At 64.3% G+C, this 23,669-nt stretch carries 22 protein-coding genes, 1 tRNA gene and 1 pseudogene; 9 read left to right on the top strand and 15 right to left on the bottom strand.

What is annotated here, in order from left to right; translation table 11 throughout:
• Positions 1 to 46: 46 nt before the first annotated feature.
• The gene (locus H4W01_RS13355; protein ID WP_209613366.1) at positions 47 to 1,642 is read right to left on the bottom strand and encodes a tetratricopeptide repeat-containing sulfotransferase family protein; all 1,596 of its coding nucleotides are present in this window, start codon (positions 1,640 to 1,642) and stop codon (positions 47 to 49) included.
• 128 nt (positions 1,643 to 1,770) lie between these two features.
• Between H4W01_RS13355 and H4W01_RS13350 the strand changes: the two genes are divergently transcribed.
• Positions 1,771 to 3,036 (top strand): APC family permease, encoded by a 1,266-nt coding sequence (locus H4W01_RS13350; protein ID WP_209611572.1) that lies wholly within the window; start codon positions 1,771 to 1,773, stop codon positions 3,034 to 3,036.
• 117 nt (positions 3,037 to 3,153) lie between these two features.
• Here H4W01_RS13350 and H4W01_RS13345 read toward each other — a convergent pair whose 3' ends face one another.
• Both H4W01_RS13345 and H4W01_RS13340 read right to left on the bottom strand, forming a co-directional pair.
• On the bottom strand, positions 3,154 to 4,749 hold the full coding sequence (locus H4W01_RS13345; RefSeq protein WP_209611570.1) for a phytoene desaturase family protein: 1,596 nt from the start codon (positions 4,747 to 4,749) through the stop codon (positions 3,154 to 3,156).
• Positions 4,750 to 4,900: 151 nt separating this feature from the next.
• On the bottom strand, positions 4,901 to 6,061 hold the full coding sequence (locus tag H4W01_RS13340) for an aromatic ring-hydroxylating oxygenase subunit alpha (protein ID WP_209611567.1): 1,161 nt from the start codon (positions 6,059 to 6,061) through the stop codon (positions 4,901 to 4,903).
• 67 nt (positions 6,062 to 6,128) lie between these two features.
• Here H4W01_RS13340 and H4W01_RS13335 point away from each other — a divergent pair, with 67 nt between their 5' ends.
• Positions 6,129 to 6,740, top strand: coding sequence for a TetR family transcriptional regulator C-terminal domain-containing protein (locus H4W01_RS13335; protein WP_033966829.1), 612 nt, complete (start codon positions 6,129 to 6,131; stop codon positions 6,738 to 6,740).
• Here the strand turns inward: H4W01_RS13335 and H4W01_RS13330 are convergent.
• From H4W01_RS13330 to H4W01_RS13290, 9 genes are all read right to left on the bottom strand, one after another.
• Positions 6,707 to 8,083, bottom strand: a complete 1,377-nt coding sequence (locus H4W01_RS13330; protein ID WP_209611565.1) for a M20/M25/M40 family metallo-hydrolase — start codon at positions 8,081 to 8,083, stop codon at positions 6,707 to 6,709. The two genes, H4W01_RS13335 and H4W01_RS13330, sit on opposite strands and share 34 nt — an antisense overlap.
• A gap of 135 nt (positions 8,084 to 8,218) precedes the next feature.
• Positions 8,219 to 9,466 (bottom strand): dicarboxylate/amino acid:cation symporter, encoded by a 1,248-nt coding sequence (locus H4W01_RS13325; RefSeq protein WP_209613365.1) that lies wholly within the window; start codon positions 9,464 to 9,466, stop codon positions 8,219 to 8,221.
• 263 nt (positions 9,467 to 9,729) lie between these two features.
• Positions 9,730 to 10,755 (bottom strand): IS110 family transposase, encoded by a 1,026-nt coding sequence (locus H4W01_RS13320; RefSeq protein ID WP_159513066.1) that lies wholly within the window; start codon positions 10,753 to 10,755, stop codon positions 9,730 to 9,732.
• A gap of 246 nt (positions 10,756 to 11,001) precedes the next feature.
• Complete coding sequence (gene nusG, locus H4W01_RS13315) at positions 11,002 to 11,541, bottom strand: transcription termination/antitermination protein NusG (protein ID WP_209611563.1); 540 nt, start codon at positions 11,539 to 11,541, stop codon at positions 11,002 to 11,004.
• A 17-nt stretch (positions 11,542 to 11,558) separates the two neighbouring features.
• A complete protein-coding gene (secE, locus tag H4W01_RS13310) occupies positions 11,559 to 11,756 on the bottom strand; it encodes a preprotein translocase subunit SecE (protein ID WP_029622476.1) in 198 nt (65 codons plus the stop codon).
• Between the two features lie 194 nt (positions 11,757 to 11,950).
• A complete protein-coding gene (locus tag H4W01_RS13305; RefSeq protein WP_209611561.1) occupies positions 11,951 to 12,625 on the bottom strand; it encodes a glycoside hydrolase family 25 protein in 675 nt (224 codons plus the stop codon).
• A gap of 132 nt (positions 12,626 to 12,757) precedes the next feature.
• Positions 12,758 to 12,834: transfer RNA gene (locus tag H4W01_RS13300), tRNA-Trp, on the bottom strand.
• 46 nt (positions 12,835 to 12,880) lie between these two features.
• Positions 12,881 to 15,238, bottom strand: a complete 2,358-nt coding sequence (locus H4W01_RS13295) for a putative bifunctional diguanylate cyclase/phosphodiesterase (RefSeq protein ID WP_209611559.1) — start codon at positions 15,236 to 15,238, stop codon at positions 12,881 to 12,883.
• Between the two features lie 65 nt (positions 15,239 to 15,303).
• On the bottom strand, positions 15,304 to 17,094 hold the full coding sequence (locus tag H4W01_RS13290; RefSeq protein WP_334685267.1) for a fatty acyl-AMP ligase: 1,791 nt from the start codon (positions 17,092 to 17,094) through the stop codon (positions 15,304 to 15,306).
• 121 nt (positions 17,095 to 17,215) lie between these two features.
• Here H4W01_RS13290 and H4W01_RS13285 point away from each other — a divergent pair, with 121 nt between their 5' ends.
• The 5 genes and pseudogenes from H4W01_RS13285 to H4W01_RS13265 form a co-directional block, all read left to right on the top strand.
• Entirely contained in the window at positions 17,216 to 17,776 is a 561-nt protein-coding gene (locus H4W01_RS13285; RefSeq protein WP_334685266.1) for a RecX family transcriptional regulator, read from the top strand.
• Between the two features lie 93 nt (positions 17,777 to 17,869).
• Positions 17,870 to 18,463, top strand: a complete 594-nt coding sequence (locus H4W01_RS13280) for a cold-shock protein (RefSeq protein WP_209611557.1) — start codon at positions 17,870 to 17,872, stop codon at positions 18,461 to 18,463.
• A 10-nt stretch (positions 18,464 to 18,473) separates the two neighbouring features.
• Positions 18,474 to 18,971, top strand: coding sequence for a DUF192 domain-containing protein (locus H4W01_RS13275; protein WP_334685265.1), 498 nt, complete (start codon positions 18,474 to 18,476; stop codon positions 18,969 to 18,971).
• 41 nt (positions 18,972 to 19,012) lie between these two features.
• Positions 19,013 to 19,405, top strand: a complete 393-nt coding sequence (locus H4W01_RS13270) for an NADH:ubiquinone oxidoreductase subunit NDUFA12 (RefSeq protein ID WP_010404037.1) — start codon at positions 19,013 to 19,015, stop codon at positions 19,403 to 19,405.
• A 188-nt stretch (positions 19,406 to 19,593) separates the two neighbouring features.
• A pseudogene (locus H4W01_RS13265) lies at positions 19,594 to 19,827 on the top strand (DUF2155 domain-containing protein); the annotation flags it as partial.
• Between the two features lie 35 nt (positions 19,828 to 19,862).
• Here the strand turns inward: H4W01_RS13265 and aat are convergent.
• The 3 genes from aat to H4W01_RS13250 all read right to left on the bottom strand — a co-directional run bounded on the left by aat (position 19,863) and on the right by H4W01_RS13250 (position 21,793).
• Complete coding sequence (gene aat, locus H4W01_RS13260; protein ID WP_435804178.1) at positions 19,863 to 20,534, bottom strand: leucyl/phenylalanyl-tRNA--protein transferase; 672 nt, start codon at positions 20,532 to 20,534, stop codon at positions 19,863 to 19,865.
• Between the two features lie 86 nt (positions 20,535 to 20,620).
• The gene (locus tag H4W01_RS13255) at positions 20,621 to 21,346 is read right to left on the bottom strand and encodes a ParA family protein (RefSeq protein ID WP_010404029.1); all 726 of its coding nucleotides are present in this window, start codon (positions 21,344 to 21,346) and stop codon (positions 20,621 to 20,623) included.
• A gap of 72 nt (positions 21,347 to 21,418) precedes the next feature.
• Positions 21,419 to 21,793, bottom strand: coding sequence for a hypothetical protein (locus tag H4W01_RS13250; protein ID WP_010404027.1), 375 nt, complete (start codon positions 21,791 to 21,793; stop codon positions 21,419 to 21,421).
• Positions 21,794 to 22,032: 239 nt separating this feature from the next.
• Between H4W01_RS13250 and H4W01_RS13245 the strand changes: the two genes are divergently transcribed.
• Both H4W01_RS13245 and H4W01_RS13240 read left to right on the top strand, forming a co-directional pair.
• Positions 22,033 to 23,022, top strand: coding sequence for a cysteine synthase A (locus tag H4W01_RS13245; protein WP_010404025.1), 990 nt, complete (start codon positions 22,033 to 22,035; stop codon positions 23,020 to 23,022).
• 87 nt (positions 23,023 to 23,109) lie between these two features.
• A complete protein-coding gene (locus H4W01_RS13240) occupies positions 23,110 to 23,385 on the top strand; it encodes a hypothetical protein (RefSeq protein WP_334685264.1) in 276 nt (91 codons plus the stop codon).
• The last annotated feature ends 284 nt before the right edge of the window (positions 23,386 to 23,669 follow it).

The raw sequence follows: 23,669 nt of genomic DNA, 5'->3' as shown, positions 1-23,669 counted from the left end.
GCGGACTGCCACGGCTACGTAACAATCGTACGCAGGCGTTGCGAAATTACAACGTTGTGACAGGCGCGACGGGATAGCGCTCCAGCACATCGCCCAAAACGTGCTTCAGCGGATTCAGCCACGGTTCGAACGGCTTCCACGCTTCGGTGCCCTCGCGGAAGATCGGTTGGCGGACCTGTTCCGAACTGGCGGTGCGCACGGCGCGCGCGGTTTCGTGAAAGGCGAGGCACGCAGGCTCGAACGGCAGGCCACAGGCGGCGAGCAGGGCGCGCACGGTCGCCTCGGTATTCTCGACCATATCCTCATACAGCACGCGGTGGACGCGGCCGGGCAGGACGGCATCGACATGGTCCATCAGTCGCACATAATCGCGATAGTAGCGACCCATGTCATCGAGCGCGTAGCTGAAGCCTTGGCCGCGCGCGAAATGCTGTTTGAAGTTGGAGAAGCAGCAGCCGAGCGGATGCCGCCGTGCATCGATGATCCGCGCCTTCGGCAGAATCAGGTGGATGAAGGGGACATGCGCCCAGTTGTTGGGCAATTTGTCGATGAAGAAGGGGCGGTCGGTGCGGCGCTGGATGCGGGTGCGTTGGAGATACTCCTCGCCCATCTCGCGCAGCCGCTCGGCGGGCCAGCTCGCCAACCCCTCGGGATAGGCCGCATCGCGCCTGGCGAGTGCGGGGATGTCGGGCAGTTCGCTGGTCCCCTCGACCTGGCTGTGGCTGGAGAGGATCTGCTCGATCAGCGTCGATCCGGCGCGCGGCATCCCGAGGATGAAGATCGGGTCGGGCGCGGCAAAGCCCTGGCCGGCGCGTTCGGCTAGGAAGTCCTGCGTGAACAGCGCAATGCTGCGGTCGACAAAGGCTTGGGTCTCATCGGCGCTGTAGCTGATGTGCTTGCGGCGCAGTGTGTTGCCCGCCGCATAATGCGCGAAGGCGCGCTCGGCCTGGCGGCGATCCTCGAACGCCTTGCCCAGCGCGAAATCGAGATGGAAGCGGTCTTCGTCGGAAATACCGGGCTGCTCCAGCGCGCCTTGCATCGCGGCGATGTCGTCCTCGGCAAAGGTCACCGTCTTCAAATTGGCGAGGCTCCACCACGCTTCGCCCAGCGTCGGCAGCAGCGTGATCGCGCGGCGATAGGCGGCGACGCCATCGGCCTGGCGACCGACGGTCTTGAGCATATGGCCATAGCTCATCCACACGCGCGGTTGCTCCGGCGCGTCGGCCAGCACGCGCTCATACAGCGCGATCGCTTCGTCGAACTGGCCGATACGCCCGAAGGCGGCGGCCTGAAGGTTGGCGTGGCCGGGATTGTCGGGGTCTTCGGCGGCGACCACGTTCAGCTCGGCGATCGCCTCGGCCGGGCGATTGAGGCGGTACAGCACCAGCGCCAGATTGGCGCGCGCGGCGGTGAAGGCGGGGGACAATTCGACCGCGCGGCGCAGCAGCGTTTCGGAATCACGGTAGCGCCCGATCCGCCCGGCGAGTTCGGCCAGCATGCGGATCGCCGCGACATCGAACGGATCGTCCTTCAGATGCGCCTTGAGCAAGGGCTCGGCCTCGCCCAGGCGATTGTCGTGCAGCGCCAGCGCCGCCGCGATCAGGCGCGGGGGATAGCGACCGCTCGCCGCCATCCAGTCCATGTCCGTCGTGCTTGCCGTCTGTGTCATGGGACGGTGGTAGCGCACGCGCGCCGAAAAGGAACTATGGCGTTGGCGCGCGTGGCGTGCTGCATTCGGCATCGGGGTCGGCCCGATCCCGGGAGACGCGCATGGAGTCGGCACCGCGACCCTTTGGCTTCTGGACCGCGACCGCCTTGGTGATGGGCGGAATGATCGGATCGGGCATCTTCGTGCTGCCCGCGCAACTGGCACCCTATGGCTGGACGAGCATCGTCGCGTGGATCGTGGGGGTAGGGGGCGCGTTGCTGATCGCCTGGGTGCTCGCGCGCTTGACCGCGGCGATGCCCGCGGCGACCGGCGTGGTCGCGATGTGCGGCGCGGGGCTGGGGCCGTTGCCGGGGGTGCTGGTCGGCTGGAGCTATTGGGTCAGTGTGTGGTCGGCCAATGCGGTGATCGCGCTGACCGCGATCCGTTATCTCGCGCAATTCGTGCCCGTGCTCGGCGCGACGTCGCTGGCGCAGGCGCTGTCGGCGACGGTGCTGTTGTGGCTGCTGACCTTGCTCAATCTGGGCGGCGCGCGATTGGCGGGGGCGTTTCAGGTGACGACGACCTTGCTCAAATTGCTGCCGCTTGCTGCGATCGTGCTGATCCTCGCGGGCGTGGTGCTGAGCGGTGGCGGTGCGTTTCATGCCGAGGCGCACCCGCCCTTCGCCTGGTCGCAACTGACCCCGGCGCTGACCTTGGCGTTCTTCGCGATCGTCGGGTTCGAGGCGGCGAGCGTCGCCGCCGAGCGCGTGCGCGATCCGGCGCGCAATGTCGTGCGCGCGACGCTGTTCGGGCTGGGGCTGACGGGGCTGCTGTACATAGTGGTGTGCAGCGGGATCATCTTCGCACTGCCGACGGCCGAGGTCGCCAACGCGCAGGCCCCCTTCGCTGTGTTCGTCGAACGCTTTTGGGGGCATCAGGCGGGGCTTGCCACCGCCGCCTTTGCCGCGATTGCGGCGATCGGCGCGCTCAATGGCTGGACGCTGCTGCAAGGCGAGGTGCCGCTGGGGATGGCGCGCGCCGGGCTGCTGCCGCGCTGGGTCGGGCGCACCAGCGCGCGCGATGTGCCGATCCCGATGCTGTTGCTGGCGACTACGCTGGCGAGCGTGCTGGTGCTGTCCAATGCGACGCGCTCGCTCGGCGGCTTGCTCGATTTCATGCTGCGGCTGACGGCGGCGGCGTCGATCTGGCTGTATGTCGGGGCGTGCCTGACCGCCTTGGCCAAGCGCATCGCGCCGGTTGCGGCGGTGGCGGGGCTGGGGTTCGCCGGCTGGGCGCTGTGGGGGGCTGGGCTGGAGGCGGCGGGGGCGAGCGTTGTGCTGATGCTGACGGCGCTGCCGCTCTATTGGTTGCGGTTTGGGGGGCGGTGATCTGACCGCAAACGTCACCCCGGGCTTGTCCCGGGGTCCACGGTGCCGCACTTCCTGAGGCCGTAGAATGCAAATCCCGGTGGACCCCGGGACAAGCCCGGGGTGACGGGGGGCGTCCTACCCGAACAAACGCCCCACCACGCTGCGATCCCGCAAAATCTCGTGCGCCGCATTGTGCCCCGGCGCGCCGGTGACGCCGCCGCCGGGGTGGGTGCCCGATCCGCACATGTACAACCCCTTGATCGGCCCGCGATAATCGCCGTGGCCGAGCATCGGGCGTGCCGCCCATAATTGGTCGAGGCCCATCGTGCCGTGGAAAATGTCGCCGCCGATCAGCCCGAATTTACGTTCGAGATCGAGCGGGGAGTGGATTTGCCGTGCGATCACCGAGGCTTTGAAATTGGGCGCATGGTCGGTCACGGTGTCGATGATCAGGTCAGCCACCTCCTCGCGGTGCGTGTCCCAATCGACCTTGGGGTCGAATTGCTGGCAGAACAGGCTGGCAATGTGCTGCCCGGGCGGGGCGAGGCTGTCGTCGACGGTGGTCGGCAGCTTCATCTCGACGATCGGCTTTTTCGACCAGCCATGTTGCTGCGCGTCGATGAACGCCTGGTCCATATAGTCCATGCCGGGCGCGATGATGATCCCGGCGGTGTGGTGCTCGGCCTTGTCCTTGCCGGGGAAGACGGTGAAGTCAGGCAGTTCGGACAAAGCGACGTTCATGCGGAAGGTGCCGCTGCCGGTTTTGAAGCTTTGGATCCTGCGCTTGAAATCGGCGGGCATGTCGGCGGAGTCGACCATCTGGCGATACAGCAACGCCGGGCCGACATTGGCGGCGACAATGGCGGCGGCGATTTCCTCGCCCGATTCGAGCCGCACGCCTGCGACCTTATCGCCCTCGGTCAGCAGCTTGGCGACGGGCGCTTCCAGGCTGATCTCGACCCCGGCATCCTCGCAGGCGCGCGCCATCGCCTGGGTGATCGCACCCATGCCGCCGACCGAATGGCCCCAGGCGCCATATTTGCCGTTCACTTCGCCAAAGACATGGTGGAGCAGGACATAGGCGCTGCCCGGCGTCGATACGCCCGCATAATTGCCGACCACGGCATCGAAGGCGAAGGCCGATTTGACGTGATCGTCCTCGAACCAGCCATCGAGGAAATCGCGCGCGGATTTGGTGAAGACGTCGAGCAGATCGCGCTGGGCTTCGATCTCCATTTTGGCGATCGGCCAGCCTTGCGTCGCACCTGAGAGCAGGGCGCGGAGGCCGCCGCCGACATTGGGCGGGGTCTTGAGCGCCAGATCGCGCAGCACCTGCGCGACCTTCTCCAGCGCGGCGTCATAGGCGGGATAGGCGTCGGCATCCTTCTGGCTGAAGCGGGCGAACTGCTGTTGGGTTCTTGCTGTGCCGCCGCCGAGGGTGAGATAGGTATCGGGGAAGGGGAAGAAATTGCTGATCGTCCGCTCGATGATGCGAAAGCCGCGATCGTGCAGCTTCATGTCGGCGATCACCTTGGGGCGCAGCAGGCTGACGGTGTAGCTGGCGGTCGAATTGCGGAAGCCGGGGTGGAATTCCTCGGTCACCGCCGCGCCGCCGACGACATGGCGGCGTTCGAGCACGCGCACTTTCAGGCCAGCGCGGGCGAGGTAAAAGGCGCAGACCAGGCCGTTATGGCCACCGCCGATGATGAGCGCGTCGTAGCGTTTCGTCATAAAATCTCCCCTCGATCACCTCGGTTGTCGGTCGTTCCTACCCCCGTTCGGGCTGAGCTTGTCGAAGCCCAGCCCACGTCTTTCGCACCGTTGGCGAGGGTAGGACGGCCCTTCGACAGGCTCAGGGCGAACGGGCGGTGGATATATCGCCCTAGCCCCGTTCGCGGCGCGACCACCCCGCCGCAGGCGCGCGGTGCAGCCTTGCTTCGGGAATCCGCTCGCGAATTTTCCGCGCGAAGCTGCGCAGGCATACCTCGCTCTGGCCGATCGGGCCGGCGGTGTAGCTGTGCGAGGCCATGCCGCGCTGGACGCGCTCGATCAGCCAGGTGTCCTCGGCATTGACGACGCGGTTGATGCGCCAATTGGCGTAGCGCACCAGCTTCATTTCGCGCCGGTCATCGGGCAAGGCGAACGCCATTTCGCGCAGCACGCAGGTCGTCGGTGAGGTCGGCAGCCACTGCATGAAATCGATCTGGTCGGCATAGAGATCGAACGCCATGTTGGGCCACAGCTTGAAATAGAGCCACAGCCGCTGGTTCGCCTCGGGCAGATGCGGGACGGGCGGCAGATGCGTCTGGTAGAAGCGCTCCCACGGGTTGTCGGACGCGCGGTCGACCAGGCGGCCTGACATCTTGTCGACCCAGGGTTCGGCCTCGATCGCATAGCTTTTGCCGAACAGGCGGGTGAGGCCGTCATGCGCCACCGGGATGTGGAGATTGTCCGAATAATTGTCGCCGACATTCTTCCAATTGACCGCACGATCACGCAGCCGGACCGGGCTGAGCGTCTGCATCTCCTCGAAGCGATAGGGCGCGATCTGCGCGTCATAGGGGGCCATCATCTCGGCGACCGAGGGGCCGTCGCCCACCAGCCGGACGAACACGAAGCCGCGCCAGATCTCCAGATCGACGCGCGCGAGGCCGTTTTCGGCCAAATCGAGCGCGGGGTAATCGCGCCGCATCGGCACGCCGGTCAGCCGCCCATCGGTTTCATAGGTCCAGGCGTGATAGGGGCAGACGAGCTTTTTCGCGCAGCCGCTCGGCCCCTCGACCAGCCGCATCGCGCGGTGGCGGCAGACATTGGCGAAGGCGCGGATCACGCCATCGTCGCCGCGCACCGCGATGACGCTCTCGCCCAGATAGTCGAGCGTGTGGAACGCGCCGGGTTCGGCGAGATCGTTCTGGTGGCAGACGATTTGCCAGGACGGGCGGATCACCCGCGCCATCTCGACCGCATAATATTCGGGGTCGGTGTAGAGCCAGCCGGGCAAGCTCCAGTCGGCGTCGGGATCGTGATCGGCCGAGGGGGGCATGCGTGGCTCCGGTTGCTTGTTGTACGATCGTATAATAGGAATTCGCCGGCTGCAACAGGAATGGATCATGAGCAAACCCGCTTTCTCCCGCGCCGAACCCGATGCACGGCGCCAGTCGCTGATCGAAGCGACCGCGCGCGTGCTGGCGCGCGACGGTGCTACGGGCGCATCGGTGCGTGCGATCGCGCTGGAGGCGGGGGTGTCGCCGGGGCTGGTCGGGCATTATTTCGCCGGGATCGATGGCCTTGTCGCCGAAACCTATGCGGCGGTCGGGCAGCAGGTGCATGTCGCGCTGGCCGCAGCGGTCGCGGCGGCGGGCGATGACCCGCGTGCGCGGGTGGTGGCTTATGTTACCGCGAGCTTCGCCCCGCCGATCGCCGATCGCGCGCTGTTCGCGACCTGGATCGCGTTCTGGAGCCTGTCGGCCAAGCCGATCATCGCCGCGCGGCATGACGCGCTGTATCAGTCGTATCGCGACGATCTCGAAGCGTTGCTCGCGGCGTGCGGGCTGCCTGCAGCCGATCGTCGGCTGGCGGCGATCGCGATCACCGCGTTGGTCGACGGTTTATGGCTCGAACTGTGCCTGTCGCCGGGCAATTTCACCCCCGGCGAGGCGCGTGTCCTCGCCGAGCGGCAGTTGGAAAGCTATTTCGACAGATCAGCAAAGAGCAGGCGATAATACCGGATCCCCGGTTCGATCGTCGAAATCGGGGTGCGTTCGTTCAGGCCGTGGCTGAAATCCTCGGACGGCTTGATGAAGGTCGGGCTCGCGCCATAGCTCGGCACGTGGTGATAGCGAAACCACATGCTGTCGCTCGCGCCCGATGCCATGGCCGGGAAGACCGGCACGCCCGGATAGACCTTGCCCATTGCGCGATCGATCGCGGCGATGAAATCGGGGCGCATCGGCGAGGCGTCGTTGGGGACCGAGCCTTCGCTGACATCCTCCAGCTTGACGCCCGGATCATCGATCACGCGGCCCAGCTCGGCCATGATGTCGGCGGGCTTGTGGCCGGGGAAGATGCGGCAGTTGATATTGGCGGTGGCGCGCTGGGGCAGCGCGTTTTCGGCATGGCCGCCGCTGACCAACGTCGGCACGCAGGTCGTGCCGATCTTGCCGACCGTCGCCGGGTTGGCGGTCAGCGTCGCGATCGCGGCCTTGTCGGTCGGGTCGGCGACGAACGCCTTCAGCGCGGCACCGATTTCGGGTTCCTCGAACGGCGCGGCCTTGGCCAGCGCCTCGCGCGTCAGTGGGCTCAGTTCGGGCGTGAAGTGATAGGCCCCGACTTTTTCCAGCGCCTTGGACAGTTCGACGATTGCGTTGACCGGGCGCGGCATCGACGAATGGCCGCCGGGGTTGGTGACGGTCAGGCGGAAATCGGCATAGGTTTTTTCAGCGCCGTTCCAGGTCCAATATTTGGGCTTGCCGGTCGTCTCGTCGAGCACGCCGCCGCCGCCATCGATGTTGAGCACGAGTTCGGCGTTCTTCAACCGCTCGGCGATCAGCGCCGAGGTCTTCATCGCGGTTTCCTCGTCGCCCGAAAATTCGATGATGATCGTTCGCTTGGGCGTGTAGCCGGTGCGGCGCAGGTCATTCAGCGCGGCGATGGCGATCGTGCCGTCGAGCTTCATGTCGGTCGCGCCGCGCCCGTAGAGATAGCCATTTTCGACCACGGGCGTGAACGGGTCGCGCTGCCAATCGGCGGGCTTTGCCTCGACCACGTCCATATGCCCGGAAATGACCAGCGGCTTGAGCTTCGGGTCGCTGCCGGGCCAGGTGCCGATGAGATAGGAGGTGTCATCGACCGGCACGATCTCGACATCCGTATCGGCAAAGCCGCCCGCGACCAGCGCGGCCTTGTAGAGCGCCGCGACTTGCGGGGTCTGGTTGCCGGGGCCTTTGACCGAGCGCAGCGCGATCGCCTGTTTCGCCAGATCGAGTGCTTCGTCCGCCGCTGGAGTGGCCGCGTGCGCGGCATTGGTCAGAAGGGTGCCGGCGAGCAGAAGGGCGAAGATGCGCATGCGGGAAGGTCCTCGGGGGGCGGGGAAAGTGCGAGCGTAGCGTTTGCGGGAATTGGCGCAAGCGGGGGCGGGCCGGGCGTGTGTCGAGCGCGTGACCACACCTCCCGTTCGCGCCCGAACGGGAAGGGGTGCGGTCTATTTAAGCCGGAGCGGTGCGTTCCCCCGCAGCGTCTCTTCCAATTTGGCCCGGTCGAGCTTACCCTCCCAGCGCGCGACGACGATCGCCGCGACCGCATTGCCGATGAAGTTGGTCAGGCTGCGGCATTCGCTCATGAAGCGGTCGACCCCCAGGATCAGCGCCATGCCCGCGACCGGCACTGACGGCACGATCGACAGCGTGGCGGCCAGCGTGATGAAGCCCGCGCCGGTGACCCCGGCCGCGCCCTTCGAACTCAGCATGGCGACGCCGACCAGCAGCAACTGGTCGCCAATCGGCAGATGCACGTTGCACGCCTGCGCGATGAACAAGGCGGCCAGCGTCATATAGATATTGGTGCCATCGAGATTGAACGAATAGCCGGTCGGCACCACCAGCCCGACCACACCCTTGTCGCACCCTGCCGCCTCCAGCTTGGTGATCAGGTTGGGCAAGGCCGCTTCGGACGAGGACGTGCCCAGCACCAGCAGCAATTCTGCCTTGAGATAGGCGAGCAGGCGCAGGATCGAGAAACCGTGCAGGCGCGCCACTGCGCCGAGGATGACCAGAACGAAGACGATCGAGGTGAAATAGAAAGTCGCGACCAGCCCGCCGAGATTGATCAGGCTGCTCGCGCCATATTTGCCGACGGTAAAGGCGATCGCGCCGAACGCGCCGACCGGTGCCGCGCGCATCAGGATGCCGACGATGCGGAACACGATCAGCGCGACCCGCTCGATCAGATCGAGCACTGGCTCGGCCGGTTCGCCGACCAGCGTCACCGCGATGCCGAACAATACCGCAACGAACAGCGTCTGCAGGATCGACCCTTCGGTCAGCGCCGACACCATCGTGTTGGGGATGATCGACATTAGGAAGCCGACAAAGGTCGTTTCGTGCGCCTGCTTGGCATAATCGGCGACCGACCCAGCATCGAGCGTTGCCGGATTGATGTTCATCCCCGTGCCCGGATGCACGACATTGGCAACCACCAGCCCTAGGATCAGCGCCAGCGTCGAGAAAAACAGGAAATAGCCGAACGCTTTCAGCGCGACGCGCCCGACCGACTTCAATTCGCGCATGCCGGCAATGCCGCTGACCAGGCTGAGGAAGATCACCGGCGCGATGATCATTTTCACCAGCTTGATAAAGCCGTCGCCCAGCGGCTTCAGCGCTTCGCCCGTCGTCGGCCAGAAATGCCCGATCAGCGCGCCCAGCACGATCGCGGTGAGCACTTGAAAATACAGGTGGCGGTAAACGTATGGCTCGCCCCGTCGGCAAGCGGTTTGTGTCTGATGTTCTGAGCAGTCTGCGAAAACGTATCCGGCCTTTCGACGCGAGGTCGTTGGCCAAGATGGAGATCCGCGCGTCCTGGTCCTCATAAAGGGGCCGGCATCGAGTGCCATTTTAAGCCATAGGGTTCCAGGTCACCGGTCGACTGTCAGGCCATCTTTCACTTACCTCCCGCAGACATCATCCAGCCGGTGCAAGGTGCATCGGCTGATCTCGTTCACGCCGCTTGTGCGGCTGGATCGTAAGTACGCTCATGACGCAGCAGCGCCCAGACGATGCGCGCCATCTTGGCCGCTAGCGCCACCACGACGGTGTTGTGATGGGAACGCGACAAAAGGCCGCGTAGCCAGGCGCCAAGTCGTGTGTCGCTCTTGCTCATCGTCGGTAGTGATGCCCGGGCACCCTGGATCAGGTTTTTCCGCAGATAGCGGCTTCCGCGCTTGGTAATGCCGAGCAATCGCGGTTTACCCCCGGTCGTTGCTTGACGCGGCACGAGCCCAAGCCACGCGGCAAGATCCCTGCCCCGTCCGAATGTTCGAGCGTCGCCAACTGCAGCTACCAGCGCCGTCGCGTTCAGCGCGCCGATACCAGGAATAGTCAGGAGGCGCCGCGTTCGCTCATCCGAGCGGGCAGCCTCGGTAAACTCGGCATTGAGATCTGCGATCCGGTCATCAAGGGCAATCCAGCGCAGACGCATATCACTGACGAGCCGGTGGATACGAGAGCCCAGCACTGGCTCGTCACCATCGAGCATCTCACCCAGCCGGACGGCAAGCTTTGCGCGTCCTTGCGGGACTATGTAGCCGCGCTCCAGAAGAAGACTTCTGATCTGGTTCATCAACGAGGTGCGATCACCGACAAGCTGGTCACGGATGCGATGCAGCGTTTGCATGTCGAGTTGTTCCTCGGTTTTCAACTCGACGAACCGCATGGTCGGCCGTGTTGCCGCTTCCGCGATCGCCTCAGCGTCGCGGTCGTCGTTCTTCTGCGCCTTAACGTATGGACGGACATATTCCGGCGACATCAGCCGAACGGCATGGCCTTGTCGTGCCAGCGCCCGTCCCATGTGATGAGCTCCGCAGCAGGCCTCCATCGCCACGACGCAAGCCGGCAGACCTGCGGCGTATGTGATGACCGTGTCGCGGCGCATCCGTCGGCGGACGACGACCTTGCCGGTCGCATCCAGCCCAACCACGCTGCAGCTGTTCTTGCCTAGATCAATTCCCAGAACCGATACGTCCATGACCTTCGCTCCTTCCTCAAACGACCTGCTGTCGTAGGATGACAACGATTCGGATAAGGGGCGAGCCATCCATAAAGGGGGTGGGGCCGTGCGCGGGCGTGGGGGCGGGGTGGATCGACATGGTCCCTCTCGGTCAGCCACCGTGATCGGCGGGCGTGAAGGACGGTCCTAAAGCGTGGCGCATGACGCGCCAGCATTTTGTATCCCGGACGCGGCGGCTCTTGCGCCGCGTCCGGGTAGAAGGGGTTATTTGCTGCGTTCGACCTGTTCGAATTCCAGCTCGACCGGGGTGGCGCGACCGAAGATCGACACCGACACCTTGACGCGGCTGCGGTCGAAATCGAGCTCTTCGACGATGCCGTTGAAGCTCGCGAACGGGCCGTCGAGCACCTTGACCGAATCGCCGATTTCGAAATCGACCTTGATCTTCTGCTTGGGCGCTGCCGCGGCGGCTTCGTCCTTGGTGCTGAGCATCCGCGCGGCTTCCGATTCCGGAATCGCCTGCGGCTTGCCGTTCGGGCCGAGGAAGCCGGTCACCTTCGGCGTGTTCTTGACGAGGTGATAGACGTCGTCATTCATGTTGAGCTTGGCGAGCACATAGCCCGGCATGAATTTGCGCTCGACCAGGATCTTCTTGCCGCGGCGCGCCTCGGTCACCGTTTCGGTCGGCACCTCGATTTGTTCGACCAGTTGATCGAGGCCCATGCGGGTCGCTTCGGCCATGATCGAATCGCGGACCTTGCCCTCGAAACCCGAATAAGCGTGGATGATGTACCAGCGTGCCATGTGTCGTTTTACCTAGATTATTTGGCGAGGCTGAGCAGCAGCTTGACGATCGCCTCGAAGCCGGTGTCGACCACGAAGAAGAACAGGCCGAGCAGCGTCGTCATGATGACGACCATCACACCGGTCATGATCGTCTCGCGCCGGGTCGGCCACACGACCTTCTTGGTCTCGGCCTGAACCTGTCGGATGAATTCGAGGGGGGTCGTCTTCGCCACGGGCTGTGCACTCATGTTTTCTTGGCCAAGATCAGGACATGGGCCCGCCGTCCGGGCCTGCCAAGGCCCGATGACGAGAATTCCCGATTTCGGAATAGACAGGCATTAGCGCGGGCGGCGGGTGAAATCAACTCGCCTCACAATGGGGCGGCGATGGCCAAAGGATCGGAACCGCCATCGCCGCAGGATTCGCGTTAAATCAAGAGCGAGTCGAGGAGCGCGGGCGGCCCGTTCAGATAATCGAGATCGCAATTGCCGGGGACCCCCGCGAGGTGACCCTGCTCGGAATATTGCCACAGGGTGTAGCCGGTCCACGGTTTCGGCACCGGCGGCGTTGGCGGATGGTTATAATTGGCGAGCCACAGCGGAAACGCAGCAAATTCGGGCGGGTTGCCCAGGAAATCGGCAATGTCCTTGCGGATATACAGAAACGGCTGATGACCCGTCGCCGTCACCAGGATTTTGCCGAATTCGACGATCTGCGCAACCAGTTGCGCGCGCGTTTTGGTGCCCGATTGAATGGCGTGGACATATTCATCTTCCACATCCAGCGTAGGCAGAAGATCCCCCTTGCTGGGGTGATAGACGCTCAGAAACAGATCGGCCATTTCCTGCGCGGTGAAATCGGGCATGCAATAATGATAGGCTCCGCGTTTCAGCCCATGGTGTTTCAGCGCCGCCCAATTTTCATCAAATTCGCTGTCTTTCTGATGGACAGCGTGACCCGATCCACCCAGATACAGTTGGCTGGCCTTTACATAGGCGAAATGGACCGTGACCGGCGCGTCCGGTTTCAGTACCACATCCCACGAAACCTTGCCGTTCCAGTGGGAAACATCAATTCCGAAAGTCCGGATGCCCGATGCCATAAGAACCTCCCCCGAAGTTGTGGGAGGTATAACACGATTCTACTGTAAAGCCGAATCGCGATATCAGTCGCTTACCGCGCCGAAATTTCCAGGGATGTCGGGAATTGTCCAAAGCCGCGATGGCATGGATGGTGGCAGGGGAGCTCGGACTCGAACCGAGGGCCTTCGGTTTTGGAGACCGACGCTCTAACCAACTGAGCTACACCCCTATCAGACGGGCCGTTTAGCGAGAGCTTGCGAGGTCCGCAAGACGCCTCATGCAACGGCGCGTTCGCGACCCTCGCGATGGGCCAGCGCGCGCGCTTCGGCCACGGGCAGGGGGCGGCTGAAATAATAGCCTTGCACCTTGGTGCAGCCGAGATCCTGGATCATGCGGTGCTGGTCGGCGGTTTCGACGCCCTCTGCGGTGGTCGTCATGCCCAGGCTCTGCGCGAGCACCACCACCGCGCGGATAATCGCGATCGGCTCGGCCACGCCCTTGGCGGCCCCGATGACGAAGCTCCGGTCGATCTTGATGGTCGAGAAGCGCGTGCGGCTGAGGTAGCCAAGCGACGAATAGCCCGTCCCGAAATCGTCGAGGCTGAGCCGCACGCCGAGTCCCAGAATCCGCTCCAGCACCTTCACGGCACCGGTGTCGTCGCGCATGAACACGCTTTCGGTGACTTCGAGTTCAAGGCGGTGCGCAGGCAAGCCGCTATTGGCCAAGGCCGAGGCGACGATCGAGACGAAGCCGGGATTGTGCAATTGCTCAGGCGACACGTTGACCGCGACTCGCGTCTCACCCGGCCAGCCGGCCGCTTCGGCACAGGCCGTGCGCAAGACCCATTCGCCAATCGGCGCGATTAGCCGCGCGTCTTCTGCGAGCGGGATGAATTTTGCGGGCGAAATCACGCCCAGTTCGGGGTGGGTCCAGCGCACCAGCGCCTCGAAGCCGGTCAGGTGGCCGGTGTCGGCGTTTACCACCGGCTGGTAGTTGAGATGGAGCTCGTCATTGCTCAGTGCCTTGCGCAGCGCCTGTTCGAGCAAGCGGCGCTCTTCGGCCGCGACGTGCAATTGCGGTTCGTAGCTGGTGAACTTGCCGCCACCGGCGTCCTTGGAGCGATAGAGCGCCAGATCGGCGGAGCGGATCAGCATTTCCGCGGTCCGCCCGTCGCGTGGTCCGGTCGCCAGGCCGACGCTGGCCCCGGTGTAGAGCGTATGGTGGTCGATTTCATACGGGCGCGACAGCGTGTCCACGATTGCCTGGGCAAGGTGTTCGAGGCGTAACGTGTCGCTGGCGTCACGGACGACGACCGCGAATTCGTCGCCGCCCAAACGCCCGATGATTTCATTGTCGGTCATCAAACTTGCGAGCCGTTCCGAAACGCGACTGAGCAGCCGATCCCCAATCGGGTGACCGAGCGTGTCGTTGACGGCTTTGAAGCGATCGAGATCGATCATCATGAAGGCGCAGCGGCTGCCCCACTTATCCGCATCGGCCATGGCGCGCACCAGCGCTTCGTTGATGAGCAGCCGATTGGGGAGGCCGGTCAGTGTGTCGAGCCGTGCCATGCGATTGATCTTGTCGGCCGATGCGCGTTCTTCGGTTACGTCCGATCCCACGCCGCGAAACCCGATAAACGCGCCGCGTTCGTCATGGCGCGGGTTGGCGGCGATCTCGAACCAGCGTTCGGTGTCGCCAACCTGCACCGGCAGCAACACACCGCGAAACGGCTCGCGCCCCTTCAGGTTTTCGGCAAGCTGACGCAGCCCTGCCGAGACATTTCCGGCTTCCCAGCTTGGCCCGGCGAGCACCTGCAGCAGCGACTTGCCGTTGATCGAGACCGGGTCGAGCCCGACCGAATGCGCAAAGCGCGCGGATGCGCGGACCACGCGGCGACCGGCATCGGTTTCCCACAGCCAGTCCGCGCCATGGTCTTCCGCTTCGCGCAGCAACAGGCTGACGGTCTCGTCGCGCTCCGCCAACGAAATTTCGCCGGCGCGGATCAGCACCAGCGCGCGCGCGCGGCTGAAGCAGCAGATCATCAACAACGCGGTAAACAGCAGCACCGCCGCGGCAAAGACCGGGCCGCCGACAAAGAACAGCATCGCGGCAATCGCCGAACCCAAAATGCCAAGAAAGCTGAGCGTCGCCAGCGGCAGCGCGGCCATCGCGGTGGCGGACGCGGTCATCAGCAGCGAGAGCACGATCCACAGCCCAAGCGCCGTCCCGGCATCGGCCCGCATGCCGAGCGCGAGCGGCGGCACCGACCACACCGCTGCCAGCGCCACGCCTTCCAGCACAGTATCGCGCACGGCGCGCAAACCCGCCGCATTGCCGGCCCGTTGGCGCGCCGCAAGCCGCCGGAAGGTGATCGCCACCGAAACAGCGGCCACGATCGTCGCCCAGCTCGCCAGCGCCCATGACGGCGCAATATGGGCGAGAATCAGCGTGACGAGTGCGGCGCCGATAACATTGGCACCCAGCAGGAACAGCGCCAGTTGCCCGCCCGCATGAAGCTGCGCCGCGCGAATCGGCCCCCAATCGGTCGTATCCGCAGGGTCGTAGAGGCCGAGCAACGCCCGGCCGTCGATCCGCGGCGTTGCGAACTGGGAGGTGCTGTCGGTGCTCACGACGGCGACACTACCGCACGCAGCGTTAGCGGATCGTTATAGCCTCGCGAATTTTTTGCGCGGGGTTACGCTGCCAGATCGTAGGGCTTGATGTCGCCGTTCAGATACAGGTTGCGCGCCTTGGCCCGGCTGAGCTTGCCCGAGCTGGTGCGCGGCAACGTGCGCGGCGGGATCAGCTCGATCACGCAGTTCATGCCGGTAACCGACCGCACCCGTTCGCGGATCTCATCGCGCAGGCGCAGGCGTTCGGCATCATCCGAGCTGCGGCACTGGACGAGCACCGCGGGGGTTTCTTCGCCGCCGGGCGTGGTGATCGCAAAGGCCGCGATATCGCCCGCTTTGAAGCCGGGCAGTTGCTCGACCGCCCATTCAATGTCCTGCGGCCAGTGGTTGCGACCGTTGATGATGATCATGTCCTTGGCGCGGCCGACGATGTAGACATAGCCGTCGCTGAGATAGCCCATATCGCCGGTGTCGAGCCATCCATCGACCAGACACGCATTGGTCGACGCTTCGTCGCGGAAATAGCCGACCATCACCGACGGGCCCGAGCACCACACCTTGCCGATCGCGCGTTCGGGCAGCGGGGTGCCGTCTTCTTCGCGAATCTCGACCTTCATGTCGCGCACCGGCTTGCCGCAATTGACGATCGCGCGGAAGCGCTGTGGCCGGTCCTGCCCGACGGGCACGCCCGACAATTGGGTTTCCTCGACCAGTTCGACGCGAATGCCCTCGGTCGGTGGCATGATCGACACCGCCAGCGTCGCCTCGGCCAGACCATAGCTTGGCAGGAAGGCGCTGGCCTTGAACCCGGCATCGCTGAACGAATCGACGAAGCTCTGCATCACGTCGGGCCGGATCATGTCGGCACCATTGCCCGCAATGCGCCAGCGCGACAGGTCGAAGCGGTCGGACGCCTTGGTCTGGCTCGACATCCGACGGGCGCAAATGTCGTAGCCAAAGGTCGGCGAATAGCTGACCGATGTACCGGCATTGCGGCTGATCATGTCGAGCCATGCCAGCGGCCGGCGCGCGAAATCCTCGGTCTTCAGATAATCGGTCGAAACCTGGTTGGCGACGGGCGACAGGAAGCAGCCGACCAGCCCCATGTCGTGATACCAGGGCAGCCACGACACGCAGCGGTCACTCTCGATCAGCTGCATGCCATGGGAATGCGCCGCAAGGTTGTTGAGCAAGGCGTGGTGCGTGATCGCCACGCCATGCGGGAAGCGTGTCGACCCGCTCGAATATTGCAGATAGGCGATGTCGTCGCCGCGTGCCTGCGGCAGCGCTACATCCGGCGCGCTGCGGGTGGCAAAGCTGGACCAGTCCATGCCTGCGACCCCGGCCAATCCCGCCGCATCGCCCGCCATTTGGGACAGTTCCGGGGGATAGATGAGCATTACCGGGTCGCAACTCGTCAATTGCACGCGAAGCTGCTCGATGTACGAATCGCGCCCGCCAAACGAGGTCGGCAGCGGCAAGGGGACGGGCCACGCCCCTGCATAGATAACGCCGAAGAACAGGGCGGCGAATTCGGGGCTGGTTTCGGCGACGATCGCGATCCGATCGGCGGGCTTGATCCCAGCCGCGACCAGCCGGCGCGCCATCGCCAGCGCATCGTCGCGCAGCTCGGCAAAGCGATAGGGCCGTGTCAGCGCACCGCGCGCGTCATGGAAGTTCAGCCCGCGTTGCCCGCTTGCCGCATAATCGAGCGCGGCACCCAGCGTGTCGAAATCGGCGAACCGGCGCGCCAGAGTGTCCTCGGTCGGTGTCGCGATCGCCTTGGGTGTTGCCACCGCGGCGGTTCGCACGTCTGCATCGCCCAAAAGATCGTCCGAAACATCGATAGTCATGTGTCTCTGTGCCCTTGATCGCAGCGACCCCCGGCCGCTGCGCCTCTAATTCCTTCGGCATGCACCCCTGCTTATGCCAAGCGTTCAAAATCCGGTTCGACTGTGGCACAATGATGGCGTCATGCGCGATCCCATCCGTAACCGGTCAAATCCCAAAGAGATACGCGTTGCGCCAGCTTTGGATGCAGCGGCCCTGGAGCGGCTTGCGCTGCGCTATGTCGAACGCTTCGCGACGACACGGGGACGATTGGTCGCCTACCTTTCGCGCAAGATCCGGGAACGGGGATGGGCGGGCGAGGAGGGCGATCCCGCCGCACTTGCCCAAAAACTGGCGGACCTCGGTTATATTGACGACCGTGCCTTTGGCGAGGCGCGGGCGGCGGCGATGGGGCGGCGCGGCCTGGGCATGCGCCGCGTGACGGGCGCGCTGCGCGCGGCTGGCCTTGCCGAGGAGGACCGCGCCGCAATCGTGCCGGACGTTGCCACGCGCGCGGTAGAGACCGCGCTGGCCTTCGCCCGCCGTCGTCGAATCGGGCCCTTCGCGCGCGTGGCGGCGGATCGCACGGTGCGCGAAAAGCACATTGCGGCGATGATCCGGGGCGGTCATGATTTCACGCTCGCGCGCTGTATCGCGATGATGGCACCGGATGAAAACCTCGATCGATTATTCGAAAACAGGTAGATTCCCTTTCCTGTCTGTGGAGTTTCGCACAGAACTTGTCTGATTTTTCTCTAGCCTGCGGTCGGTGCTACGCCAGCGAGTGGGGGTATCGGCATGCTGAACGAAACGATTTTGTTGCCCGATAGGTCGAAGTGCGCAGAACAGGCTAAGACAGAACAGACCTCGTCCGGTGCGCTTTCCCGGGTCTATTCGGGGGTTCTCAAATGGTTCGACATCACGCGCGGGTTCGGCTTTCTGGTCGCCGACGATCCGAGCGTTGGCGATATTCTCATTCACTTTTCGGTGTTGCGCCCGCACGGTCGGCGCAGCCTTCCCGAGGGCGCGCGCCTGGAATGTATCGCGACGCTACGGGATCGCGGCTTGCAGGCGATTGAAATTCTTTCGATTGATTTGAGCGAAGCCACCGAACCGCTCGATCGCCTGCGGCTCTCCGCCACGGTCCCGCAGGATCGCGAGGACGGACTTGATAAAGCGGGCCCGTTCGAGCCGGTTACGGTCAAGTGGTTCAATCGACTGAAAGGCTATGGGTTCCTGGTGCGCAACGAGGACTCTGCGGATGTTTTTGTGCATGTCGAAACCTTGCGCCGGTCGGGACTGGTCGAGGTCGAGCCGGGGCAACTCTTGCTTGCGCGGATGATTGCAGGGGATAAAGGCCCGCTTGCAGTGGTCGTGCAACAGGAAGGCTGAATCCCGAATCATGCGCGTTCGATTGGTAACGCTGTTGGCCCTTGTCGCGGCGGGTGTGGCAAGTGGGTGTAACGGCACGACTGCGGCGTCCGATCCGGTCGAGGCATCGCCGCAGATGGTCTCGGTGACCATCACCAGCGCAAACGGCCGCCATGCCTTCCTCGTCGAGACGGCCCGCACCAAGGATCAGCAGGAGCGCGGGCTGATGTTCCGCACCGACATCCCGCAAAATGGCGGAATGCTGTTCGCGCCCTATCCGCCTGAGGGTGGCCCCCCGCGCGAGGCGAATTTCTGGATGAAGAACACGCCGAGCCCGCTCGACATTATCTTCATCCGTGCAGACGGCACCATCGCGCGGATCGCCGAAAATACCGCGCCGCAATCAGAAACGCAGATCCCCTCGGGCGAACCGGTCAGCGCGGTGCTGGAACTTCGCGGGGGCCGCGCGCTCGACCTTGGCATCGCCGAAGGCGATCATGTTGCCTGGGCGGGGCGGAAGAGCCCGTGATCGCAGTTGAAGGCAGCACGGCGTCGCGCTAAGCGCATTTCATGGGCATCAATCTCAATCCTTTCACCTGGTGGACCGGCGCGAGCTGGGGCACTGCCTTTGGTCTGCGCGGCAAGGCGCGCGTAGGCGAAGACGCGCTTGGCAACGTCTATTATGAGGGCGGGCGCGATACCGCGGGCAACCCGCGCCGCTGGGTGATCTACAACGGCCCCAATGATTCGAGCCGAGTCGCGCCGGAGTGGTTCAGTTGGCTCCACCATCAAGTCGATGACGTGCCCACCCGCGCGCTGCCTGCGCCGCGCGCCTGGCAAAAGCCGGCCGAGCCCAATTTGACCGGCACCGTAGCCGCCTATCGCCCAAGCGGCGCGCTGGAAAAGGGCGGTGTGCGTGCCCCCGCGACCGGCGATTACGAAGCGTGGACGCCCGACGCGTGATTCGTCCCGCGCCGGGCGGCGTGGCGCTGGTGCTTGCCGTCGTGCTGGCCGGGTGCGGCCCGTCGAAAACGGTTGCGCCGGTACCCAAGGAAACCCCCGAAACCGCGCTCGACGCCGATACCAGCGCCAGTAACATCGTGACGGTCGATGTCGGGGGTGGCGTCGATCCGGGGTATGGGGCGACCCCGATGGCGGAACGCGTGGCGACCCTGGGACTGCTCAACAAGCGTAACGGCGTGTCGCGCGATATCGTGCTGAAACCCGGCAAAGCGGCGCGGGTCGGCGATGTCGTCGTGCGGCTGCGTGCCTGCGAGCAGACTGCGCCGTGGGAGCAGGAACATTATACCGGCGCGTTCGTCCAGGTTGACGTCGCCGGCAGCGACAAGAACTGGCGGCGGGTTTTTTCCGGCTGGCTGTTCAAGGAGCGGCCCGCGCTCAATGTCGTGCAGCACCCGATTTATGACGTGTGGGTCAAAAGCTGCGCGATGACCTTCCCGGAGGGTGGGCCCAATTCCGTGGCCGGAACCGGTTTGTCCAACACCGGCGAGGTCGTGCGATCCAGCGCAAAGAAATCGCCCACTCCGGACGCGGACGCGTCAGAGCCCACGGCCCCTGCAATCGCTGCGGACAATGCGACCAGATAATCGCTACGGCTGATCTCGATCGCGCCCAACGAGGCGAGGTGATCGGTCATGAACTGGCAATCCAGCAGCGTGAAGCCACCGACGCGTAGCCGCGCCACCAGCCAGGCGATCGCCACTTTCGACGCATCACGCGCGCGACTGACCATGCTTTCGCCAAAAAAGGCACGCCCCAGCGCCAATCCGTAGAGCCCGCCAACCAGCGTCGTCCCGTCCCAGACCTCGACCGAATGCGCATAGCCCATCGCGTGAAGCTGGACGAACACGCGTTCGATCCCGGGGTTGATCCAGGTGTCCGGGCGGTTCGGAACCGATTCGGCGCACAACCGCAGCGTTTGCGCAAAGGCGGTGTCCGCAGTGACGCGATAGCGATCCGCGGCGACGGTCTTGCGCAACGAATGCGAGAGATGAAAGCCATCGAGCGGCAGGATCGCCCGCTCTTGCGGTTCGACCCAATAGACCTCTTCGGCGTCACGGCTGTCGGCCATCGGAAAGACACCGACCGAATAGGCCCTCAGCACCAGTTGCGGGTCGAGCGTTTGGCGAGGCGAGGGTGCGTCGTCCGTGGCGCGGGTCACGCAGCCAGGCGGCGCTCGATCGCCTGCCACAAATGCGCGAATGCCTGTGCCCCCGCAGAGCGCGCGGCAAAGCTGCCGACTGGGGCGCGCCTGGCGGTGACCTGTTCGATCAGGCTCGCCATCGGGACCACGGGCCAATCGGGATGGCGCGCAAGTGCCTCGGCATGGAGCTTGCGGCGACGATCGACCATCGAATGCACCGGCATGATCTGCGCCTTGGTACCAAGGTGTTTGATGACCTCGGCCAGTGCGCGCTCGGATAGCGGCGAGGGGATGACCGGAACGACGATCAGATCGGCCGCGCGCATGACCTGGTCGCTGGTCTCGGTCAGGCCGGGCGGACAGTCGAGCAGGATGCGGTCATAATCCTTGCGCAACCCGACCAGCAGTTTTTGCAGGCGCTTCTTCTTGTCGAGTTCGTGAAACAGCAGATCGAGCCCGCGCAACGAGGCATCGGCCCCGATCAGGTCGAGCCGTGGCGTCGCGGTCTTTTCAATCAGTTTGTCGGGTTCGACATCCTTGGCGAAGACCGATTGAGCCTGATCTTTGAGCTTGCCGTTCTCGGCGCGTTGCGACAGCAAAAAGGTGCTGGCCGCTTGCGGATCGAGATCCCACAACAACGTGCGACGCGAGGACAGCGTCGCCGATGCCCAGGAAAGGTTGACGGCGAGCGTGGTTTTGCCCACGCCGCCCTTCAAACTGTAGATCGCAATCGTCGACACTGTTTTAAGCCCCTCGCTCAGGAACGGCCTATCGTGGCGAATGCCGACGATACGTGCAACCGGTGCCGAGGATCAGATATCGCAAAGCTGCTTGGGCTTGCCGGGCTGCGTCAGCGTGACCGCCTTTTCATTGCCTGTCATCTCATAGCCATCCGCTTTGAGCGGATCGCCCGCCTTTTCGGCGGTGAGCTTGGTCGGCGTGCCCTTCTCGGTCGCTTTCACCAGCGCCTGCTTGTCGCCCTGGAAGAAGGTGACGTAGACCAGGCTGTTATCTTTGCAGCGGAACGTCACTTCCTTCTTGATCGCCGGCGGCAGTTCCACCGGGGCCTTGTTGGCCAGCACGGCCGCCATCGGGTCGGGCGCTACGGTCGACACTTCGGTCGGCTTGTTTTCACAAGCCGACAGCATCAGGAAAAGGGCGGCGGCGGGGAGGATGCGCTTGGTCATGGCATTTTTCTTCGCGCACGCAGCACGGGGCGTCAAGAGTGGTGTTTCCCGTAAGGAACATGATTTTTGCGCTGCAATAATTGTGTAACGCAAGCTCCACATTTTCGCCGGTTTTCGGCCGAGATTTGGTGCCGATTGGGGTAAAGGGCCTCGCATTCCGTTCCGCTAAACGACCAGGCTTGTGTGCGCCCAAGCAACGCTCGCTTGCCCCCGCTGCCAACACGCGGCATTTCGGGGGCATGCATACCACCCCAAATACGCTCGCGCTCATTGGCAATACCCCGCTCGTCCTGCTCAAGGGGCCAAGCGAGGCGGCCGGGGGCGAGATTTACGGCAAATGCGAATTTGCCAATCCCGGTGCCTCGGTAAAAGACCGTGCGGCGCTGGGTATCGTGGAGGATGCGGAGGCGCGCGGGCTGATCGAGCCCGGCGGGTGCTTTGTCGAGGGGACGGCGGGCAATACCGGCATCGGGCTGGCGCTGGTCGCCAATGCCAAGGGCTACCGCACCATCATTGTGATGCCCGAGACGCAAAGTCGCGAGAAAATGGACACGCTGCGCGCGCTTGGGGCTGAGCTCGTGCTGGTGCCGGCGGCACCCTATTCGAACCCGGCGCATTTTGTGCACACCTCGCGCCGCATCGCCGAGGAAACAGCGAACGCGGTCTGGGCCAATCAGTTCGACAATATCGCCAACCGCCGCGCGCATATTGTGGGCACGGCCGAAGAGATCTGGGCGCAGATGGACGGGCGAATCGATGGCTTCACCTGTGCGGCTGGCACCGGCGGTACGATTGCGGGCGTGGGGATGGGGCTGAAAGCCAAGGACGAGGCAGTCTGCATCGCGCTCAGCGACCCGCATGGCGCGGCGCTGTATGAATATTATGCCCATGGCGAGTTGAAGGCCGAAGGCTCGTCGGTCGCCGAAGGGATCGGGCAGGGGCGTATCACCGCCAATCTGGAAGGCGCGCCGATCGATACGCAATTCCGCATTTCGGATGCGGAGGGGATGGAATGGGTCACGCGGCTGCTGGCCGAAGAGGGGCTGTGTCTGGGCCTGTCCTCGGGCATCAACGTCGCAGGGGCGGTGCGCCTCGCGCGCCAACTCGGGCCGGGCAGCCGCGTGGCGACGATCCTGTGTGATACCGGTTTTCGCTATCTCTCAACGCTCTACAATCGCGCTTGGTTGGAACAGAAAGGGCTGGCGGTTCCGCCCTGGCTTAAGGGCTGACAATTGTCGGCATCGACAAGCGCGCGTTAACGCGTTACATTTATGCCACAGCCTATGAAAATTCTCGCTCAAGATCCAACGCAGACGATGCAGCGTGCGAAAGTCGGGATGATCGGCCTCGCGGCGGTCCTGCTGCTGATCGGGCTTGCTGCCGCGATCTTCGCGACGGTCAGTCGCGACCGGCAAGTCTCGGCGATTGGCAGTGCGCGTCCTGATGTTGTCGCCACCATGGTCTCCGGAAATTCCACCGATTCTGCGAAGGAGCCGTTGGCGGAGCTCGGCGTTGCGCCGAGTGCGGTTGCCCCTGCCAGCAACCAGAGCGACACGCTGCCGCCAAAGGCTGCTGCAGCGCCGGTTCGGTGATTACCTCGTTTCCGGGGATTTGTGGGGAAAGCGCCCCGCTGCCACCGGTTTTGCCCACCACGTCCCCGAAAATCCCCCATCCCGATGCGAACGCATCAAGAACGAGTTGATATGACGCGCAAAAAATCCGTGGAGAATCGAAGCGATTGAGGCTTTGTCCCGTCAAATCCCCGCGTTTCCCCTTGTATCCCCAGCTGGCCCCGTGTAACTTCTGCTTCATCAGGGGCAGACTCATCTCGCCTGCGCACCATGCGCTGACCATGCGGGCACCTAGCGTCGCGAAC

Source organism: Sphingomonas sp. PL20, from assembly GCF_017875905.1.
GTDB classification, from domain to species: domain Bacteria; phylum Pseudomonadota; class Alphaproteobacteria; order Sphingomonadales; family Sphingomonadaceae; genus Sphingomonas; species Sphingomonas echinoides.
Note: the sequence above shows the minus strand (reverse complement) of the source record. Positions and strands in the feature narration are given on the sequence as shown.

Bases quoted from the DNA above. Each gene is read 5' to 3' on its own strand.
- H4W01_RS13340 (WP_209611567.1), bottom strand. From the start codon at position 6,061: ATGCCCCCCTCGGCCGATCACGATCCCGACGCCGACTGGAGCTTGCCC.
- H4W01_RS13350 (WP_209611572.1), top strand. From the start codon at position 1,771: ATGGAGTCGGCACCGCGACCCTTTGGCTTCTGGACCGCGACCGCCTTG.
- H4W01_RS13355 (WP_209613366.1), bottom strand. From the start codon at position 1,642: ATGGACTGGATGGCGGCGAGCGGTCGCTATCCCCCGCGCCTGATCGCG.
- H4W01_RS13270 (WP_010404037.1), top strand. From the start codon at position 19,013: ATGGGCATCAATCTCAATCCTTTCACCTGGTGGACCGGCGCGAGCTGG.
- H4W01_RS13250 (WP_010404027.1), bottom strand. From the start codon at position 21,793: ATGACCAAGCGCATCCTCCCCGCCGCCGCCCTTTTCCTGATGCTGTCG.
- H4W01_RS13285 (WP_334685266.1), top strand. From the start codon at position 17,216: ATGCGCGATCCCATCCGTAACCGGTCAAATCCCAAAGAGATACGCGTT.
- H4W01_RS13275 (WP_334685265.1), top strand. From the start codon at position 18,474: ATGCGCGTTCGATTGGTAACGCTGTTGGCCCTTGTCGCGGCGGGTGTG.
- H4W01_RS13335 (WP_033966829.1), top strand. From the start codon at position 6,129: ATGAGCAAACCCGCTTTCTCCCGCGCCGAACCCGATGCACGGCGCCAG.
- H4W01_RS13280 (WP_209611557.1), top strand. From the start codon at position 17,870: ATGCTGAACGAAACGATTTTGTTGCCCGATAGGTCGAAGTGCGCAGAA.
- H4W01_RS13320 (WP_159513066.1), bottom strand. From the start codon at position 10,755: ATGGACGTATCGGTTCTGGGAATTGATCTAGGCAAGAACAGCTGCAGC.
- nusG (WP_209611563.1), bottom strand. From the start codon at position 11,541: ATGGCACGCTGGTACATCATCCACGCTTATTCGGGTTTCGAGGGCAAG.
- H4W01_RS13245 (WP_010404025.1), top strand. From the start codon at position 22,033: ATGCATACCACCCCAAATACGCTCGCGCTCATTGGCAATACCCCGCTC.
- H4W01_RS13345 (WP_209611570.1), bottom strand. From the start codon at position 4,749: ATGACGAAACGCTACGACGCGCTCATCATCGGCGGTGGCCATAACGGC.
- H4W01_RS13330 (WP_209611565.1), bottom strand. From the start codon at position 8,083: ATGCGCATCTTCGCCCTTCTGCTCGCCGGCACCCTTCTGACCAATGCC.
- H4W01_RS13240 (WP_334685264.1), top strand. From the start codon at position 23,110: ATGCAGCGTGCGAAAGTCGGGATGATCGGCCTCGCGGCGGTCCTGCTG.
- aat (WP_435804178.1), bottom strand. From the start codon at position 20,534: ATGGCCGACAGCCGTGACGCCGAAGAGGTCTATTGGGTCGAACCGCAA.
- H4W01_RS13305 (WP_209611561.1), bottom strand. From the start codon at position 12,625: ATGGCATCGGGCATCCGGACTTTCGGAATTGATGTTTCCCACTGGAAC.
- H4W01_RS13290 (WP_334685267.1), bottom strand. From the start codon at position 17,094: ATGACTATCGATGTTTCGGACGATCTTTTGGGCGATGCAGACGTGCGA.